A 16031-nucleotide genomic window follows, 5' to 3' on the forward strand; every position below is an offset into this window, starting at 1 on the left:
CAAAGTCGATACTTACAGGGAGCTCAGCTCTGATGTTTCAATATCTAATTAGCTGGTCTTTAAAAAATCGCATCTTGATCCTAGCCATAACTCTAGGCATCTGCCTCTTTGGTGTTTATAACTTAAGGCACATGCCTATTGATGTCTTTCCTGAATTTGCTCCTCCGCAGGTGATAGTCCAAACGCAAGCTCCCGGATTAGCTCCACAAGAAGTAGAAGCCTTAATCACTTATCCTTTAGAAAGTGCCATCAATGGGACCCCTGGCGTCACTCGTGTTCGTTCAAAAACTGCAGTTGGGCTTTCCACAATCACGGTGGTTTTTGCTGACAAAACCGACATCTACCTAGATAGACAGTTAATTAATGAACGTATCCAGCAAGTGATAGGACAGTTACCACCCGGTTCAAACCCAGTGATGTTACCGGTTATCTCTGCGGTAGGCTGGTTGATTAAATATGCCCTGGTCAGCAACACCGTATCCCCGGAAGAATTACGCACAATCTCTGATTGGGTTATTCGCCCGCGCATACTTGCCCTGGGAGGCGTTGCCTCTGTCGTCTCGCTGGGCGGTGAGGTCAAACAATATCAAGTGCTTTTAGATCCCTCCCGCATGCTTGCTTATCGAATTAGTGTCGAAGAAGTGAATCAAGCCTTGCAAAATTCCAATCGAAATGTTCCAGGCGCTTTTTTACAAAAATCAGGTACCGAGCTGATTATCGGTGCAATCGGCCGGGTCAAAAATTTAGATGATATCAGAGCAACTCTCATCACAACCCGGAACGGCATTCCAATTACCATCGACAACGTTGCCACCGTGAGTTTCGGAGGAGAAATTAAACGAGGGGATGCAGCTTATAATCTGGATCATGCCGTAATTGGCACCATTTCTAAAACCTACGGCGCAGACACTTTAGCAACGACCTTCAAAGTTCAACAAGCCTTGGATGACATCAAAGCCTCTCTTCCAGCTGGAGTTAAATTGTATAACTCGGTGTTTCGTCAAGCTAATTTCATTGAATCGGCGATTAAAAATTTAAGCTGGGCATTGTTAGAAGGGGCTTTGATCGTCATCCTGGTATTGCTCATTTTCTTAATGAATATTCGTGCCTCATTGATTACTTTTTTGGCCATGCCAGTTTCTTTCATACTTGGTATCTTGGTATTGAAGTTTTTCAATTTCGGCATTAACGCAATGACTCTAGGTGGAATTGCGATAGCCATTGGAGAAGTGGTCGATGATGGAGTTATCACCGTAGAGAATGTATTACGACGTTTACGTCTCAATCGCCAATCGGCTTCACCTCAACCCGCGATGGAAGTTGTTTTTGATTCTATTCTTGAAATTAGAAATTCTGTCATCTATGCGACACTCATTATTAGTATGGTATTTCTTCCCATCTTTTTTCTATCAGGAATTGCAGAACGAATTTTCAGCCCTCTTGCTGTGGCCTATATTGCCTCAGTAATTGGCTCACTCGTGGTTTCTATCACGATGATTCCCGCATTGTGCTATTTCCTTTTAGTCTATCGTCGAGAAAAGGAAAATGACCGAGAGCTTGTTTTACATCCAATGACGAAAGAAGAGCGGGTAGCTCAAATGACCCAAAATACTGACAGAGCTGAAGAAAAAGAAACAAGCATTGCCCGATGGCTTAAAGCAGGTTTTCGCCGCATCTTAAGTTGGGCTCTGAACCATTTTTGGACTGTGGTAAGCTTGTCCGGTTTGGCTTTTGCATTTGCGCTTGCCTTGCTACCCTTTTTTGGAACTGCCTTTTTACCTGAATTTCATGAGGGTAATTTTATAATTGCCATGACCACCCTACCCGGCACTTCGCTCGATGAGTCCATGCGAATTGGTGATCAAGTGCGCAAAGATTTACTGAAATACCCGCAAGTCATTTCCATTTCTCAACGTGCAGGTCGTAGTGCAGTCGATGAGGATGCTCTCCCGCCCAATGTTAGCGAATTCGATGTTAATCTTAATTTTGATAAAGATAAATCAATGCCGGCAGAGGAGTTAATAATACGTATCCGTGATGACTTAGCCAATATTCCTGGGGCTGTTTTTAACGTAGGTCAATTTATCGCTCACCGAATGGACGAAGTTCTTTCAGGAGTTCGCTCACAAGTTGCAATAAAAATATTTGGCGATAATTTACCCACACTGAACCAATTAGGGCTGTCAGTAGAATCCCTGTTAAAAGAGATCCCTGGTGTAGTTGATATCAACAAGGAACAGCAAGTTGATGTACCTCAATTGATTATAAAAATCGATCGCGAAAAAGCTGCTCGCTACGGCATCAATGTGGGACAAATTTCCGAAGATGTTCAAACTTTGTTAAACGGTATGCGTGTTTCAAGTGTGTTGGAAGGCCAGCGTAGTTTTGATCTTTACGTTCGCATGGCTGAGTCAGGACGTGACACCGTCAAAGCAGTGCAAGACATGCTGGTCGATGCCCACGGCGTTGGCATCGAGAACGGGGATAAAATCCCGTTACGTGCAGTTGCCCAAATAGTCGAGGAAAACCAACCTTTCTCCATTAGTCGAGAAAATGCTCAACGCATGATTTCCGTCGGCTTTAACGTGCAAGGACGTGATTTAGGCAGTGTAATTGGCGAGGTTCAACAAAGAATTAAAGAGAAAATTAAGTTGCCAAATGATTATTTTATTCAATTTGGCGGACAATTCGAGAGTCAACAACAAGCGACACACACTATTTTATTTTTAGGTATTTTAGCTATTATCGCCATGTTACTTATTTTGTATAAAGCATTTGGTACATTAAACGAAGCTCTTTTAGTGCTTTGTAATTTACCCCTGTCTTTAATTGGCGGTGTTTTGTCACTTTATCTCGCCAATGGTGAAATGAGTGTTGCTGCAATGATTGGTTTCATCACGCTCTTTGGAATTGCTGCTCGCAATGGTATTATATTGGTCAGTCATTACAATCAACTACGAACAGAAGGTAAGCCCTTAGAACATGTTGTTGTACAAGGAACCCTTGATCGACTGGTTCCTGTTTTAATGACCGCTGCCACTACCGCTTTGGGATTAATACCTTTGCTGTTGGGCTCGCCGGTAGGTAAAGAATTAGAAAGACCCTTAGCACAAGTTTTATTAGGCGGACTTTTTACCTCTACCCTGCTCAATATGATTGTTGTCCCTACAATCTATAACGCAATGGAAAACCGACGAAAAAAACGTTCAGCCTGTCAATCTGGAGATTAAACTGCGATGAATTTTCAAACCTTGGCAAAACCCTTGCTCACCATAAGCATGTCTTTGATGGGATTGCTCTACCAACCTTTCAGCTTTGCGCATGAAATGCATCATCCAGCAATGTCCCAACAAAAAATAGCCGATCCAACGATTAAATTATCGGTAGAAAAAATTATTAATGGACCCAAGAAACATGTCGTTTTCATCAAATTAACTCACATTAAAACGAATAAACCCATTAACTTACAGGATCTCAAAGAAGTTCATACGCAAAAAATTCATATGCTAATTATCGATGATAGTCTCAATGATTATAGCCATGTTCATCCTAGCCCCACCAAAGAACCTGGCGAGTATCAATTCTCATGGAAACCGAATAAAAAAGAAGCCAATTATCGAATTTGGGCTGATCTTGTGCCTTTGGATACCAATCAACAAGAATATGTCATTGCCGATTTATATAAAACCAAATCGAATATGACACAAATTGTTCCGCGGATTACAACCGAAACGGTTGTTGACGGCTATAAGTTTAAATTATCTTTTGATCAACCCAAATTGGAGCTAGGTAAAGCGACAATGGGTAAAATTGAAATCACTGATGCTCAAGGTAATCCTGTGCATAATTTAGAACCTCTCATGGGAGCTTATGCACATATCGTTGGTTTTAGTGATGATTTTAATACCGTCGTGCATGTCCATCCAATGGGGATTGAGCCGCAACAAAACTCCGATAGAGGTGGTCCAGAGCTTGATTTTCATATTGAGCCACAGAAAGCGGGAGCAATTAAGTTATTTGCTCAGGTCAAAATAAACGGCAAAGAATTATTTGTCCCGTTTAGTTATTATACTTCTGTCGGTTAATTAGGATAACTCATTGACTCGGAGCAAATCTCGTCTTTGCTCCCAATATCTAGGGTTTTGGTTGCTGCTGTTCAGAACAATTTTGTACCGCACAGTTTCTTGCAAATTCTAAGCCCTGAGAGCAAGCGGTTATTGCGCTGGCTTCGGCAGCTTCAAGATCGACACCGCTACCAGAATACACATTATTTTTAGTATCAACAGCAGTGCAGGTCCAGGTAGTAATTGCGCTAGCTAGGTTAGCAATGCATAAAAGCATAACTGTTAACGCTATTTTGATAACTTTCATTAGCAATCTCCCTATGAGTCATTCTCGCGAAAGTGGGAATTACCCTTAACTCTCGCGCGAATGACAACATAAATCAAACGCAATTAATCCAGTAAGCCTAATTCCTTCACTGTATCGCGTTCTTGGCGAAGCTCGTTTAGAGTTTCATTGAATTTAACTTGGCTATACTCGTTAAATTTCAAATCCTCCACAACACGAACTTCATTATGCTCGTATCGGCAAGGAAAAGAGAACATTAAACCTTCATCAACGCCATACTCACCTTGAGAACTGAGGCACATTGAGAAAGATTCCATCGTAGGCGTATCATGGGTTAAACAATTTACCCCATGGATAATTGCATTAGCTGCTGAAGCCGCAGAAGAAGCGCCACGCGCTTTAATAATTGCAGCACCACGTTGTTGGACTGTTGAAACAAAGGTATCTTTTAGCCATACCTCGTCATCGATAACAGTAGCCGCTGAAAAACCATTGATTTTTGCATTATAGAAATCAGGATATTGGGTCGAAGAGTGATTTCCCCAAATTGTCATTTGGCTTATACGAGTAATATCAACGTCTGCTTTTTTTGCAAGTTGAGTACGTGCACGTAGCTCATCGAGGGTGGTCATTGCATAAAAACGTTCATCAGGAATGTCTCGCGCATGATGTTTAGCAATTAAACAGTTAGTATTACAAGGATTACCGACCACAAAAACACGAACATCTTGAGCAGCATGATCATTGATAGCCTTTCCCTGTTTGGTAAAAATTCCACCATTAATTTGCAATAAGTCAGCACGCTCCATACCTTGTTTACGTGGAACAGAACCTACCAATAATGCCCAATTTACACCATCCATAGCCCGGTTTAAGTCAGAAGTGCAAACCACATTTTTAAGTAGCGGGAATGCGCAATCATCGAGCTCCATTGCCACACCTTCTAAAGCAGGTAAGGCTTGATCTAATTCCAGTAATTGCAATTCGACATCGGTGTTGGGACCAAACATTTGTCCTGATGCAATTCTGAATAACAATGCGTATCCAATTTGTCCCGCAGCGCCTGTAATCGCTACTCTAACTCGCTTATTCATTTTTATTTTTCCCCTTCTAACCATTGTTTTACTAATAAAAGCGCAGCAACGCTACGCGCTTCAGAAAAATCAGGACGTACCAACAATTCATTATAGGCACTTAAAGGCCATTCCACTACTTCAAGAGGCTCAGGCTCATCCCCGGAAAGCGGTGAAGGATATAAGTCTCTGGCCACAACCAGCTCAAGTTTTGCACCAAAATAAGCAGGTGCTAAACTAAGGGTTTTCAACCAATCAAAGCGTTTTGCAGCCAAGCCAACCTCTTCACGCAACTCGCGATTTGCTGCTTCGAACAAAGACTCTCCTTTTTCAATTAAACCTTTAGGAAAGCCTAATTCATAGCTATCGGTTCCCGCAGCATATTCACGCACCAAAAGCAGCGATTCGCTGGCAGTAAGCGTAATAATGAGCACAGCTCCATGTCCATGACTGCGAATTCGCTCAAAAGAACGTTGAGCACCATTCGAAAAACGAAGATGCATCTCTTCTATCGTAAACAGTCTTGATTTAGCAACAACTGTCTTCTGTGTACAAACTGGTTTTTTTCGCATTCTGGTAGGTTACCCCTCTGGCAAGCCACTAAGCTACTCAGCAATTCAAAGCAAACTATGATACTATTGCAGTCTTGAACAAGCCAGTCTGATTTAAATAATGTTACCAACCTCTTTGTATATCCACATTCCTTGGTGTATTCGCAAATGCCCCTACTGTGACTTCAACTCACACAAAAGCCCCGAGATTTTGCCTGAGCAGCAATATATCGATGCGTTAGTCGCTGATTTTACAGCAGATTTAATTCATTTTCCTGGGCGTGAAATTCAAACTATCTTTATTGGCGGCGGGACGCCTAGCCTACTCTCTGCCGACGCTTATGTCTCTTTGTTCACTCGCCTACAAAAGTTAGTCACTTTTGCAAAAGATATTGAAATCACTCTCGAGGCAAATCCAGGTACAGTGGAACAACAACGATTTACTGATTATCGACAATTAGGCATCAACCGCCTATCTATTGGCATTCAGAGCTTTAATCCGCTGCATTTAAAAGCCTTGGGCCGTATCCATGATGATAAACAAGCTCATAAAGCAATTGAAGCCGCTCGCAATGCTGGTTTTACTAATCTAAATATAGATATTATGCATGGTTTACCCGGCCAATCAATTTCGCAAGGACTGGAGGATTTAAATATCGCTTTATCACACAAGCCCGAGCACTTATCTTGGTATCAATTAACGATAGAACCTAACACCCTTTTCTACAAGCAACGCCCTAGTCTACCCAACGAAGATGAAGTTTGCCTGATAGAAGAACAAGGCCTCGCTTATTTAGCTGCAAACAGCTATCAGCGTTATGAGATTTCTGCTTTTTGTCAAGCCGAAAAATATGCCCAACATAATTTAAATTATTGGCTCTTTGGGGATTATTACGGCATTGGCGCTGGTGCTCATGGCAAAATGACCCATGAGAACAGTAATCAGGTTTTTCGCACCCGCAAACAACGCCAACCCAGTGATTATCTACACCCAGAAAAACCTTTCCTCGCTGCCAAAGAACCCGTTGATAATAGTTCCTTACTCTTTGAATACATGCTCAATACAAGTCGCTTGGAACAAGCCATTCCAAATGCCTTATTTAGTGAACGAACAGGATTGTCATTTGCTACGCTAGAACCTTTCCTGAAGAAAGCCGCCGAAACCGGCCTTATTTCAAAGAATGAGCATTTCTGGCAAATTACGCCATTTGGCCGTCGTTACACGAATAATTTACAAGCGATGTTTTTACCAGATTAAGCTTTTACACTTCACATCCAGCTCGCTTTGCTGAATAATATATCTCATTAAAGGGTAGGAAAAGGGCCTAATTCAGGTCTTTACAATGTAGGAGGCATACAATGGCAGTCTTGGTCTTTATTTTTTTTGTAGCCCTTGGCTATTTATCTGGCTCCGTTTGTTCTGCCGTCATTGTTAGTCGCTTGTTTTCTCTCCCTGACCCTCGTATTTCCGGTTCACAAAATCCTGGTGCTACCAACGTTCTTCGTTTAGCAGGTAAAAAATATGCCGCCATGGTTTTAATTGCCGATATGCTAAAAGGGCTTTTACCCGTTCTTTTAGCCAAAATATTTGATGCGGAGCCCATTACAATTAGCTTTACCTGCCTCGCGGCTGTGCTGGGACATATGTACCCCGTTTTTTTTGGTTTTCATGGAGGAAAAGGAGTTGCCACAGCGATAGGTGCTTTACTCGGATTGCATTTTATTCTGGGTGTCATAGTCATTGCCACTTGGTTGTTGGTAGCAAACTTTACCCGCTACTCTTCTCTTGCATCAATCATTTCGATGGCCCTTGCCCCTTTGTATGCACTGCTTACCATCGGACGATTAGACATTTTTCCGCCCCTATTTTTTATTGCCTTATTTGTACTGTACAAACATCGCAATAACATTACCCGCTTAATTGACGGCGATGAACCGAAAATTAAATTCAAGCGTAGTAATTTGGATGAAGAAATAATCGCTGCCATTGAAGAACAAGCGATAGATAATCAACTTGATGAAGAAGAGCCGGAATCTTTACCCCCTTCCCTTGAGGCAGAAAAAGAAGAATTATTAGCGATACATGATGCAGAAGAAGAAAAACTACCTCCTGCAGTTGAACCTAGGCCGAAAAAGACATCCACCACTAAAAAGAAAGAAACCTTAGCGCCAAAAACACCAATTACTAAAAAACCAAAGGAGTAGGTTTTGTCGAGGAACTAATTTACTCCGACCTTTATCCCCCTTATCTGGCTTAATTCTCGTCATTCTGGCTTGACCGGAAAATCCAGGACTTAGATAGGTCGCCTTGACCCTCCAAGTTAAGCGGTAGGATGAGGGATTTCAGGTAAAATTAAAAGAACACTGCCTAGGTTACTCAGGCATTTTTCGCAAGAGGCCAGCGCGCCTTAACATCGATAGCAGAACTTAAGTCCTTCCTACCCTGCAATAAATGCAAACAGCCTGCATAAGCGACCATAGCCCCATTATCCGTACAATATTCTGGACGAGGGAAATAAACCTCTCCTTTTAGCTCACTCATTAAAGCGTTCAATGAACTTCGTAAACTGCGATTCGCACCTACTCCACCAGCAACAACCAATCGTCGACTAGCGGTTTGCTTTAACGCTCGTTTACATTTAATTAAAAGCGTGTCCACAATCGCTTGCTGAAAAAGTTTTGCAATGATTGCTCGAGCATGCTCATCTTTTTTGCTAGCATTCCAAGTAGTTAATGCATGTGTTTTTAATCCACTAAAACTAAAATCCAAACCGGGTCTATCGGTCATTGGTCGTGGAAACGGGGGGAATGATTGAGTCACTTCTGGCGGACAGAGATCTGCTAACCCCGCTAAAATAGCTCCCCCGGGATAAGCTAAACCCATTAATTTTGCTGTCTTATCGAAAGCTTCTCCAACAGCATCATCTAAAGTATCGCCAAGTAATTGATAATCACCTAAAGCCTGCACTTCGATTAATTGTGTATGCCCTCCTGAAACCAATAAAGCCAAGAAGGGAAAATCAAGCTGCGGAGAGTCCAGTTTTGCTGCCAATATATGCGCTTCTAAATGATGAATTGCTAATGCGGGTATATTAAGACCTAAGGCTAAGCTTTTTGCAAAACAAGCACCCGTTAACAACGCTCCGATTAAACCAGGCCCCGCAGTATAGGCTAAAGCATCAAGTTCGGTCTTATTGATTTCCGCTTGTTGCAAAACCTCATCAACTAACGGAACTAAATATTTGACGTGATCGCGCGAAGCAAGCTCCGGCACAACCCCACCGTAAAGCTGATGAATAGCTATTTGTGAATGGAGTACGTGAGCGAGTAACCCTTTTTCAGAATCATAAATGGCTACCCCTGTTTCGTCACAGGACGACTCAATGCCTAAAACGCGCATCAATACCTCAATTCAAATAATGTCTGACAATTATACAAAGATCTGCGATACACAATCTACCCGATCCTTGTAAAACCTCTTCTATTTTCAACTTTTTAGCTACATCTTTTACTTACAAACCAACTAAACTATAAATAAACTTGACGATTACAAGAACTGGCACTAGAATTGCCAACCTATTGTATTCAATTAAACCAGAGGAATAGTTAATGCCTACCGTTCGTGTGAAAGAGGGCGAAAACCCTGAATACGCACTACGCCGTTTCAAGCGATCCTGCGAAAAAGCAGGAATTTTGACTGAGTTGCGTCGCCGAGAGTTTTATGAAAAACCAACTGCTGAGCGTAAGCGCAAACAAGCTGCTGCGGTAAAACGCCATCTTAAAAAGATTTCTCGTGATACATCTTCTCGTCGCAGCCTCAAACACCGACGTAAATAATCATGACTATTAAAGACAGCATTAGTAACGATCTTAAGGACGCTATGCGTGCCAGGGAAAAACAGAAACTGGACACCTTGCGTCTTATCACTGCTGCAGTCAAACAAGTCGAAATCGATGAGCGTATTGTCGTTGATGATGAACGCATGTTAATCATCTTAGACAAGCTTGCCAAGCAACGCAAGGAATCTATTGCTCAATTTGAGGCTGCCGGTCGAGATGATCTGGTCGCTCAAGAGCAATATGAATTAGGCGTTATCGGTCATTATTTGCCTGCCCCCTTATCAGATGAAGAAATCGAAGCACTTGTTGCCCAAGCCTTTACTGAGTCAGGAGCAGCAAAAATGAGTGATATGGGCAAGGTCATGGCTATTCTAAAGCCACAATTACAAGGTCGAGCCGATATGAGCAAAGTTAGTCTCTTGATCAAGGCAAAATTGAGTTAGCCGCGTTCATGTCTGGCTTAATTCCACAGCCATTCCTCGATGAACTGCTTGGCCGAACAGATATCGTAGAGCTAATTGACGGCTATGTTCCATTGAAAAAGCGTGGAACTAGCTTCATTTCCTGCTGCCCTTTCCACAGTGAAAAAACACCTTCCTTTAATGTGGTAGCAAAAAAACAATTTTATCATTGCTTCGGATGTGGCGTGAGTGGCAATGCCATTAGCTTCATCATGAGCTATCTGAATCAAGGTTTTACTGATGCGATAGAAACTTTAGCCGCGCGCTTAGGCATGAAAGTACCGCGTGAAGGCAATCCTGAAAAAAATCAACAGTCGCTCAGTTTGTATCAATTGCTGACGCGAGTGAGTCAATTCTATCAACAAACCTTAAAAACCAATGGAGAAGTAGCTATTAACTACTTACGAGGACGCGGTCTAAGTGGAGAAATAGCGAAGCTCTATCAAATAGGATACGCACCAGCAGGTTGGCAAACTCTTGAGTTACAATTTAAGCGCAATCGAAATGAACTCATAGCAACAGGCATGTTGATAAAAAAAGACGATGGTAAAACTTACGATCGGTATCGCCATCGCATTATGTTTCCCATTCATGATCGACATGGACGAATCATTGGTTTTGGCGGGCGAGCAATTGATGCGGAACAAAAACCCAAATATTTAAATTCCCCAGAAACAACTATTTTCCAAAAAAGTCGTGAACTTTATGGCCTGCACCAAATTCTCCAGCAGCAGAATACCATCGAGAACATTGTGGTTGTTGAAGGCTATATGGATGTCATCGCCCTAGCCCAACATGGCATTCGCAATGCTGTTGCCGCTTTAGGTACTGCAACCAGCGGCTTTCACATTCAACTATTAGCTAAGCATACTAAACAACTTATTTTTTGTTTTGACGGTGACGCAGCAGGAAGACAAGCGGCCTGGAGAGCTTTAGAAAGTTGTTTACCTGAGTTAAATACAGGTCTCGATGCCAGTTTTATTTTTCTACCTGAAGGGCAAGACCCGGATAGTCTGGTGCGAGAAGAAGGTAGTGAACAATTCAAAACCCGGTTACAGAATGCGACTCCTTTAAATCGTTTTTTCTTAGATAGCATCGCGAATGGAATTGATACTTTCAGTGTGGCAGGAAAAAGCCAGCTGATTAATGCCGCAAAACCTTATCTGCTAAAAATGCAAGATGGACCCTATAAACAGCTATTGATTCATGAATTGTCGCGCATGACGCATATTGAGAATTACCGAATATTGCAAATCTTGCATGATAATTTGCAACAAAAAGTGCAAGAAACCAGTAAAAAAATTGCCAACTCACCGATTCGCTTAGCCATTGCGCTGCTTGTTCAAAATCCCGAAATTTATACTGCCTGTAAAACGAATATCAATCCCGAGCTGCTTGACGGCCAAGGACAGGAAATATTGCAAAAACTTCTAAGACAAATCGAAAATTCACCTGAGGCCAACACAGCAACCCTCATCGAAGCATGGCGTGACACCGCCTATTTTGAGTCATTAGGAAAATTAGCAGGCTGGGACCATCAAGAACCAGAGGAAGAGCTAATTAAAAAATTTACTGATATTATATTATTTTTGCAAAAACAAAATTTAGAAAATAAAATTAACTTATTCCTTGCAAAATCACGAAATCAGGGCTTAACTGTTTCTGAAAGAATAATATTGCAAGAAATGATGAAACAAAGACATCAAACTGCGCATGATAAAAATTAACACATAATATGCTAGCAAGTTTATGTTTGCGGGTTTATAATCAAACCCTTTTGTAGCTTTTAATCACTCACCTGATAAGTGCCTATGAACATGAATGATCAAGAACAACAGCGCTCGCAAATCACCAAAGTTATTAGCTTGGGCAAAGAACAAAATTACCTGACGTATGCTCAGATTAACGATCTGTTACCCAACATTGTTGATACCGAACATTTTGATGTCATTATCTCTATGCTAGAAGGCATGAATATTAAAGTATTCGAATTGCCGCCAAGTGATGATGAATTAGCGCTCTTAGGTACTACCGAAGAAGCCCCAGAAGATGTTGAGGAGGCAGCAGCTGTTCTAGCTTCTGTCGACAAGGAAACAGGTCGTACAACCGATCCGGTGCGCATGTACATGCGTGAAATGGGTACTGTCGAACTCTTAACTCGTGACGGCGAAATACGAATTGCCAAACGCATTGAAGAGGGAATTTACCAAGTCCTAAAATCGCTGGCTCATTATCCTGAAACCGTACAACTCGTATTAGAAGATTATGACCGAGTGCTCGTGGAAGAAATGCGGTTAAGCGAAATTATCAGCGGTTTTGCCGATTCAGAAGAAGAGGCTCCTCCTACAAGTATCGGTTCTATGCTCGACGAATCTCAACAAAATGACGAGATAGCTGAAGAAATACTTGCTGTCGAAGAGGATGAAGATGGAGAAGGTGGAGGAATCGTCGAAGCCGATGATGGCCCCAACCCAGAACAAGCAAAAATTTATTTTGATGAGTTACGTGTGAACTATGAACACGCGATGACTGCATTAAAAAAACATGGACGTACCACCAAAGAAACAGTCGTTTTACTAGATCTTATGTCTGAGTCTTTCTTAAAATTGAAATTAACCTCACGACAAGTCGATCGTCTTACCCGACATTTCCGTCAATTACGAAATCATATCCGTGAATTTGAGCGTACTATCATGCGGATTTGTATCGAGAAAGCACGCATTCCACGCAAACTCTTTATCGATACTTTCCCAGGCCAAGAAACTGATCTCAACTGGATAGTAGATTTGGTTGCTAAACATGGCAAAAAACTCGATATGACGCGCATAGAAGATTTCAAAGAAGAAATCCTACGCCTACAATCAAAACTTACTAGTTTTGAGGAAGAATATGGTTTAAGTATCAGTGAAATTAAAGATATCAATCGTAAAATGTCGATTGGTGAAGCCAAAGCAAGACGTGCGAAAAAAGAAATGGTCGAAGCCAACCTGCGTTTGGTTATTTCAATCGCTAAAAAATACACCAACCGCGGCTTACAATTCCTTGACTTGATCCAAGAAGGAAACATTGGTCTGATGAAAGCTGTGGATAAATTCGAATATCGTCGTGGTTATAAGTTCTCAACTTATGCAACCTGGTGGATTCGCCAAGCAATCACTCGTTCGATTGCCGACCAAGCTCGCACCATACGTATTCCAGTGCATATGATTGAAACGATTAACAAGCTCAATCGTATTTCACGCCAAATTCTCCAGGAAACCGGACGAGAAGCCACCCCTGAAGAGTTGGCTGAGAAAATGGAACTCAGCGAAGATAAGATACGCAAAGTATTGAAAATCGCGAAGGAACCTATCTCCATGGAAACACCTGTTGGTGATGATGACGACTCTCATTTAGGTGATTTCATTGAAGACAACAACATTGAATCACCAATCGACAGCGCAACCGCTGAAGGTTTACGTGAAGCAACTCTTGAAATCTTAGAAACCCTAACGCCAAGAGAAGCCAAGGTACTCCGCATGCGCTTCGGTATCGAAATGAACACCGATCACACCTTAGAAGAAGTAGGCAAACAGTTTGACGTAACCCGCGAGCGGATTCGACAAATCGAAGCCAAAGCCCTACGCAAACTTCGCCACCCTTCCCGCTCCGAAAAGCTACGCAGTTTCCTAGAAGGAGACGACACCTAATTTGTGAGACAGACTACCTGTCTCACAAAAAAATTGTAGCAATTAACCGCATAAGCCATTACAATGGCACTCTTCCGGGCCTATAGCTCAGTTGGTCAGAGCAGCGGACTCATAATCCGTTGGTCCTAGGTTCAAGTCCTAGTGGGCCCACCAATGAAATCAAGTAGTTACGAGTAGTTTTAGAAAATTCAGAAAATCGTGTAGACGCAATGTAGACACTTTAAAGGAAGTAAATTTAATTTTAGACAGTTTGGATTGTTAAATATGTATTCTGTAAATAGTAAATTTCAAAAGTTATTTCTTGCCCTTTCAATAAGCTCTGTTATATCTTCATGCACAATGATAGATAATCAAATATGTGCCGGTTGCCAAAGGCCTTTATCGAAAGAAGCTGCTCTAAAATATAAAAACACTTCATTAGCCGACTTTATGAGAGAACGCTTTACTGATCAGCTTGGTCGTACTACAGGCTTTTATAATAAAGAAACATCCAAAAACTCTATCAATATTCGATTGCTCGCCAGTAGAATAGAAAGACCACATGATGATATAAACAATTTCTGTCAGGTTCAGGGAGGAAATTTAGTAATTAAACAGGCCTATTATAATCCACCTCCAGGTTTATATATTTCTGAAGACGATATAAAACAAGCCGTGTTTTACACCTATAAAAATGCCAAAGCATCTGCGCCATCCCAAATAACTATTAATAATATAATTGGCTCTGAGAATTATAATGTTAATAAACAGGATTATGCTTTGAACGCAGCACAAAACGAATATTTAAGACTGAAACATAATGCCAATGTCACCAATAACTCATTTGAAGCTCAAGATTACAGAAAAGCCCTACGTGGGGGGAAAATAGGGAAGTATTCGTGCATAAACAATAAAAATAACTTATGGTGGGTTTCTATAAAGCCTTTCAGTGTAGAAAAAGATGGCAGTTATACTTGGATAAACACTCAATTAATATTTGGTTAAAATAGTGCGAATTAATGGAATTCAAAATCCAACCAAATCAAGTAATAAAAGAATGTACCGCAACGTCCAATAAAAGGAAAAATAATGAAAAAATTAATCTTAATCGGAGCACTTGTTGCTACATCATCTAGTTATGCATTGGAACTTAAGGGTGCTAAAATACTGGAGCATCATTCCTGGTTCAGTAGTCCTGATAATAAAATCACTATAATTGCAGGCCATATAGAAAATACCCCTAATATTTATTTTTCATCCGCTTCAACCAACGCACGCGCAGATAATGCTAGAGGAACAGTGAACAGCAATATTTATACGAATGGCTCACATGGCTTCTCTATTCACAACACCTCTGGAAGCTACCAAACCTATACTGTAAATATTAAATTATGTGCTAATTCAACCTATTGTTTTCATGATCAAACAACCGTTGGTGTTTCCAAGGGAGGCTCATACTCAAACAGCTCAAATAGTTATCTAACCTGTTCTTTTTCTTATGCCGGAAGTTATACACTGGAAGCAACAACAACGATTTCAGGAGACACCTCTTCAAATGCAAGCGGTCGTGCCTCTATTTCTGTAAGTAGATAATGCTCTAATATAGAATTATTATAATAAGGAACAATTATGAATAAATTAGTTTTAATCTTTATATCCTTAATTTTAACATCATCTGCATTCTGTATGAGTTCAAATAAAGCAGTAATTCTCGAACATAAAACAGAAGTTACTGGCGCTGATAGTCAAGGTAGAGCGGTGAGCGGCCATCTGGATAATGGCCCTATTATTTATCCTTCCAAACCAAAAGACTCATTAAATGTCGCTTCAAATAAAAAAAAGAATAAATCGACTCTCACAAAATAATCTTGCTGGATATTAACGTCCGTGAGGGTTTAAATTAGAATATTTAAATCCTCACAAAAATGGCTCTTCCCCATTTCCAGGGGCACTAATTCAAGAACACAACACCTTAACTCTTAATCTGTAATTTTCAAAGTTTCTAAAATCATAGGGTAATCCCCCCATTTTTAACTGAATCTAAAAGTAGAGGATTAGGCCGCTAGAGCCAATTTTTGCCTTGGAGGA

Annotated in this window: 15 protein-coding genes and 1 tRNA gene; 12 read left to right on the forward strand and 4 right to left on the reverse strand. The window is 41.1% G+C overall.

Translation table 11 applies throughout. The annotated features are described in order from the left end of the window. Window positions 1-32 precede the first annotated feature (32 nt). Window positions 33-3230 (forward strand): efflux RND transporter permease subunit, encoded by a 3198-nt coding sequence (locus Ldro_RS12495; RefSeq protein ID WP_058496731.1) that lies wholly within the window; start codon window positions 33-35, stop codon window positions 3228-3230. A gap of 6 nt (window positions 3231-3236) precedes the next feature. Then, window positions 3237-4085 (forward strand): hypothetical protein, encoded by an 849-nt coding sequence (locus tag Ldro_RS12500; protein ID WP_058496732.1) that lies wholly within the window; start codon window positions 3237-3239, stop codon window positions 4083-4085. Window positions 4086-4134: 49 nt separating this feature from the next. Here the strand turns inward: Ldro_RS12500 and Ldro_RS12505 are convergent, their stop codons facing one another. The 3 genes from Ldro_RS12505 to nudE all read right to left on the reverse strand — a co-directional run bounded on the left by Ldro_RS12505 (window position 4135) and on the right by nudE (window position 5995). Further along, window positions 4135-4371, reverse strand: a complete 237-nt coding sequence (locus Ldro_RS12505; RefSeq protein ID WP_058496733.1) for a hypothetical protein — start codon at window positions 4369-4371, stop codon at window positions 4135-4137. An 83-nt stretch (window positions 4372-4454) separates the two neighbouring features. Beyond that, window positions 4455-5444: a malate dehydrogenase gene (locus tag Ldro_RS12510; RefSeq protein WP_058496734.1), complete on the reverse strand. Its 990-nt coding sequence runs from the start codon at window positions 5442-5444 to the stop codon at window positions 4455-4457. Between the two features lie 2 nt (window positions 5445-5446). Continuing rightward, window positions 5447-5995 (reverse strand): ADP compounds hydrolase NudE, encoded by a 549-nt coding sequence (gene nudE, locus Ldro_RS12515; protein ID WP_058496735.1) that lies wholly within the window; start codon window positions 5993-5995, stop codon window positions 5447-5449. Between the two features lie 100 nt (window positions 5996-6095). On the opposite strand from nudE, the gene hemW reads away from it, so the two are divergent. Beyond that, on the forward strand, window positions 6096-7232 hold the full coding sequence (hemW, locus tag Ldro_RS12520) for a radical SAM family heme chaperone HemW (protein WP_058496736.1): 1137 nt from the start codon (window positions 6096-6098) through the stop codon (window positions 7230-7232). 101 nt (window positions 7233-7333) lie between these two features. Next, entirely contained in the window at window positions 7334-8179 is an 846-nt protein-coding gene (gene plsY / locus Ldro_RS12525) for a glycerol-3-phosphate 1-O-acyltransferase PlsY (RefSeq protein WP_083497960.1), read from the forward strand. A gap of 172 nt (window positions 8180-8351) precedes the next feature. On the opposite strand, the gene tsaD is transcribed toward plsY, so the two are convergent. Beyond that, window positions 8352-9374, reverse strand: coding sequence for a tRNA (adenosine(37)-N6)-threonylcarbamoyltransferase complex transferase subunit TsaD (tsaD, locus tag Ldro_RS12530; protein ID WP_058496737.1), 1023 nt, complete (start codon window positions 9372-9374; stop codon window positions 8352-8354). Window positions 9375-9583: 209 nt separating this feature from the next. Here tsaD and rpsU point away from each other — a divergent pair, with 209 nt between their 5' ends. The 8 genes from rpsU (at window position 9584) to Ldro_RS12570 (ending at window position 15809) form a co-directional block, all read left to right on the forward strand. Further along, on the forward strand, window positions 9584-9811 hold the full coding sequence (gene rpsU, locus Ldro_RS12535) for a 30S ribosomal protein S21 (protein ID WP_058496738.1): 228 nt from the start codon (window positions 9584-9586) through the stop codon (window positions 9809-9811). A 2-nt stretch (window positions 9812-9813) separates the two neighbouring features. Continuing rightward, complete coding sequence (locus Ldro_RS12540; RefSeq protein WP_058496739.1) at window positions 9814-10257, forward strand: GatB/YqeY domain-containing protein; 444 nt, start codon at window positions 9814-9816, stop codon at window positions 10255-10257. An 8-nt stretch (window positions 10258-10265) separates the two neighbouring features. Beyond that, window positions 10266-12002 (forward strand): DNA primase, encoded by a 1737-nt coding sequence (gene dnaG / locus Ldro_RS12545; RefSeq protein ID WP_058496740.1) that lies wholly within the window; start codon window positions 10266-10268, stop codon window positions 12000-12002. An 84-nt stretch (window positions 12003-12086) separates the two neighbouring features. After that, complete coding sequence (gene rpoD / locus Ldro_RS12550; RefSeq protein WP_058496741.1) at window positions 12087-13964, forward strand: RNA polymerase sigma factor RpoD; 1878 nt, start codon at window positions 12087-12089, stop codon at window positions 13962-13964. Between the two features lie 76 nt (window positions 13965-14040). After that, window positions 14041-14117, forward strand: a tRNA-Ile gene (locus Ldro_RS12555). Window positions 14118-14228: 111 nt separating this feature from the next. Next, complete coding sequence (locus Ldro_RS12560; RefSeq protein ID WP_058496742.1) at window positions 14229-14948, forward strand: hypothetical protein; 720 nt, start codon at window positions 14229-14231, stop codon at window positions 14946-14948. An 84-nt stretch (window positions 14949-15032) separates the two neighbouring features. Continuing rightward, window positions 15033-15536 carry a hypothetical protein gene (locus tag Ldro_RS12565; RefSeq protein ID WP_058496743.1) on the forward strand — a complete coding sequence of 168 codons (504 nt, stop codon included), beginning with the start codon at window positions 15033-15035 and terminating at the stop codon, window positions 15534-15536. 36 nt (window positions 15537-15572) lie between these two features. Next, window positions 15573-15809: a hypothetical protein gene (locus tag Ldro_RS12570; protein ID WP_058496744.1), complete on the forward strand. Its 237-nt coding sequence runs from the start codon at window positions 15573-15575 to the stop codon at window positions 15807-15809. The last annotated feature ends 222 nt before the right edge of the window (window positions 15810-16031 follow it).

The sequence above is a fragment of the Legionella drozanskii LLAP-1 genome, assembly GCF_001467585.1.
Taxonomy (GTDB): Bacteria; Pseudomonadota; Gammaproteobacteria; order Legionellales; family Legionellaceae; genus Tatlockia; species Tatlockia drozanskii.

Bases quoted from the DNA above. Each gene is read 5' to 3' on its own strand.
- plsY (WP_083497960.1), top strand. From the start codon at position 7,334: ATGGCAGTCTTGGTCTTTATTTTTTTTGTAGCCCTTGGCTATTTATCT.
- rpsU (WP_058496738.1), top strand. From the start codon at position 9,584: ATGCCTACCGTTCGTGTGAAAGAGGGCGAAAACCCTGAATACGCACTA.
- tsaD (WP_058496737.1), bottom strand. From the start codon at position 9,374: ATGCGCGTTTTAGGCATTGAGTCGTCCTGTGACGAAACAGGGGTAGCC.
- Ldro_RS12495 (WP_058496731.1), top strand. From the start codon at position 33: ATGTTTCAATATCTAATTAGCTGGTCTTTAAAAAATCGCATCTTGATC.
- Ldro_RS12510 (WP_058496734.1), bottom strand. From the start codon at position 5,444: ATGAATAAGCGAGTTAGAGTAGCGATTACAGGCGCTGCGGGACAAATT.
- Ldro_RS12505 (WP_058496733.1), bottom strand. From the start codon at position 4,371: ATGAAAGTTATCAAAATAGCGTTAACAGTTATGCTTTTATGCATTGCT.
- rpoD (WP_058496741.1), top strand. From the start codon at position 12,087: ATGAACATGAATGATCAAGAACAACAGCGCTCGCAAATCACCAAAGTT.
- Ldro_RS12540 (WP_058496739.1), top strand. From the start codon at position 9,814: ATGACTATTAAAGACAGCATTAGTAACGATCTTAAGGACGCTATGCGT.
- dnaG (WP_058496740.1), top strand. From the start codon at position 10,266: ATGTCTGGCTTAATTCCACAGCCATTCCTCGATGAACTGCTTGGCCGA.
- hemW (WP_058496736.1), top strand. From the start codon at position 6,096: ATGTTACCAACCTCTTTGTATATCCACATTCCTTGGTGTATTCGCAAA.
- Ldro_RS12570 (WP_058496744.1), top strand. From the start codon at position 15,573: ATGAATAAATTAGTTTTAATCTTTATATCCTTAATTTTAACATCATCT.
- Ldro_RS12560 (WP_058496742.1), top strand. From the start codon at position 14,229: ATGTATTCTGTAAATAGTAAATTTCAAAAGTTATTTCTTGCCCTTTCA.
- Ldro_RS12565 (WP_058496743.1), top strand. From the start codon at position 15,033: ATGAAAAAATTAATCTTAATCGGAGCACTTGTTGCTACATCATCTAGT.
- nudE (WP_058496735.1), bottom strand. From the start codon at position 5,995: ATGCGAAAAAAACCAGTTTGTACACAGAAGACAGTTGTTGCTAAATCA.
- Ldro_RS12500 (WP_058496732.1), top strand. From the start codon at position 3,237: ATGAATTTTCAAACCTTGGCAAAACCCTTGCTCACCATAAGCATGTCT.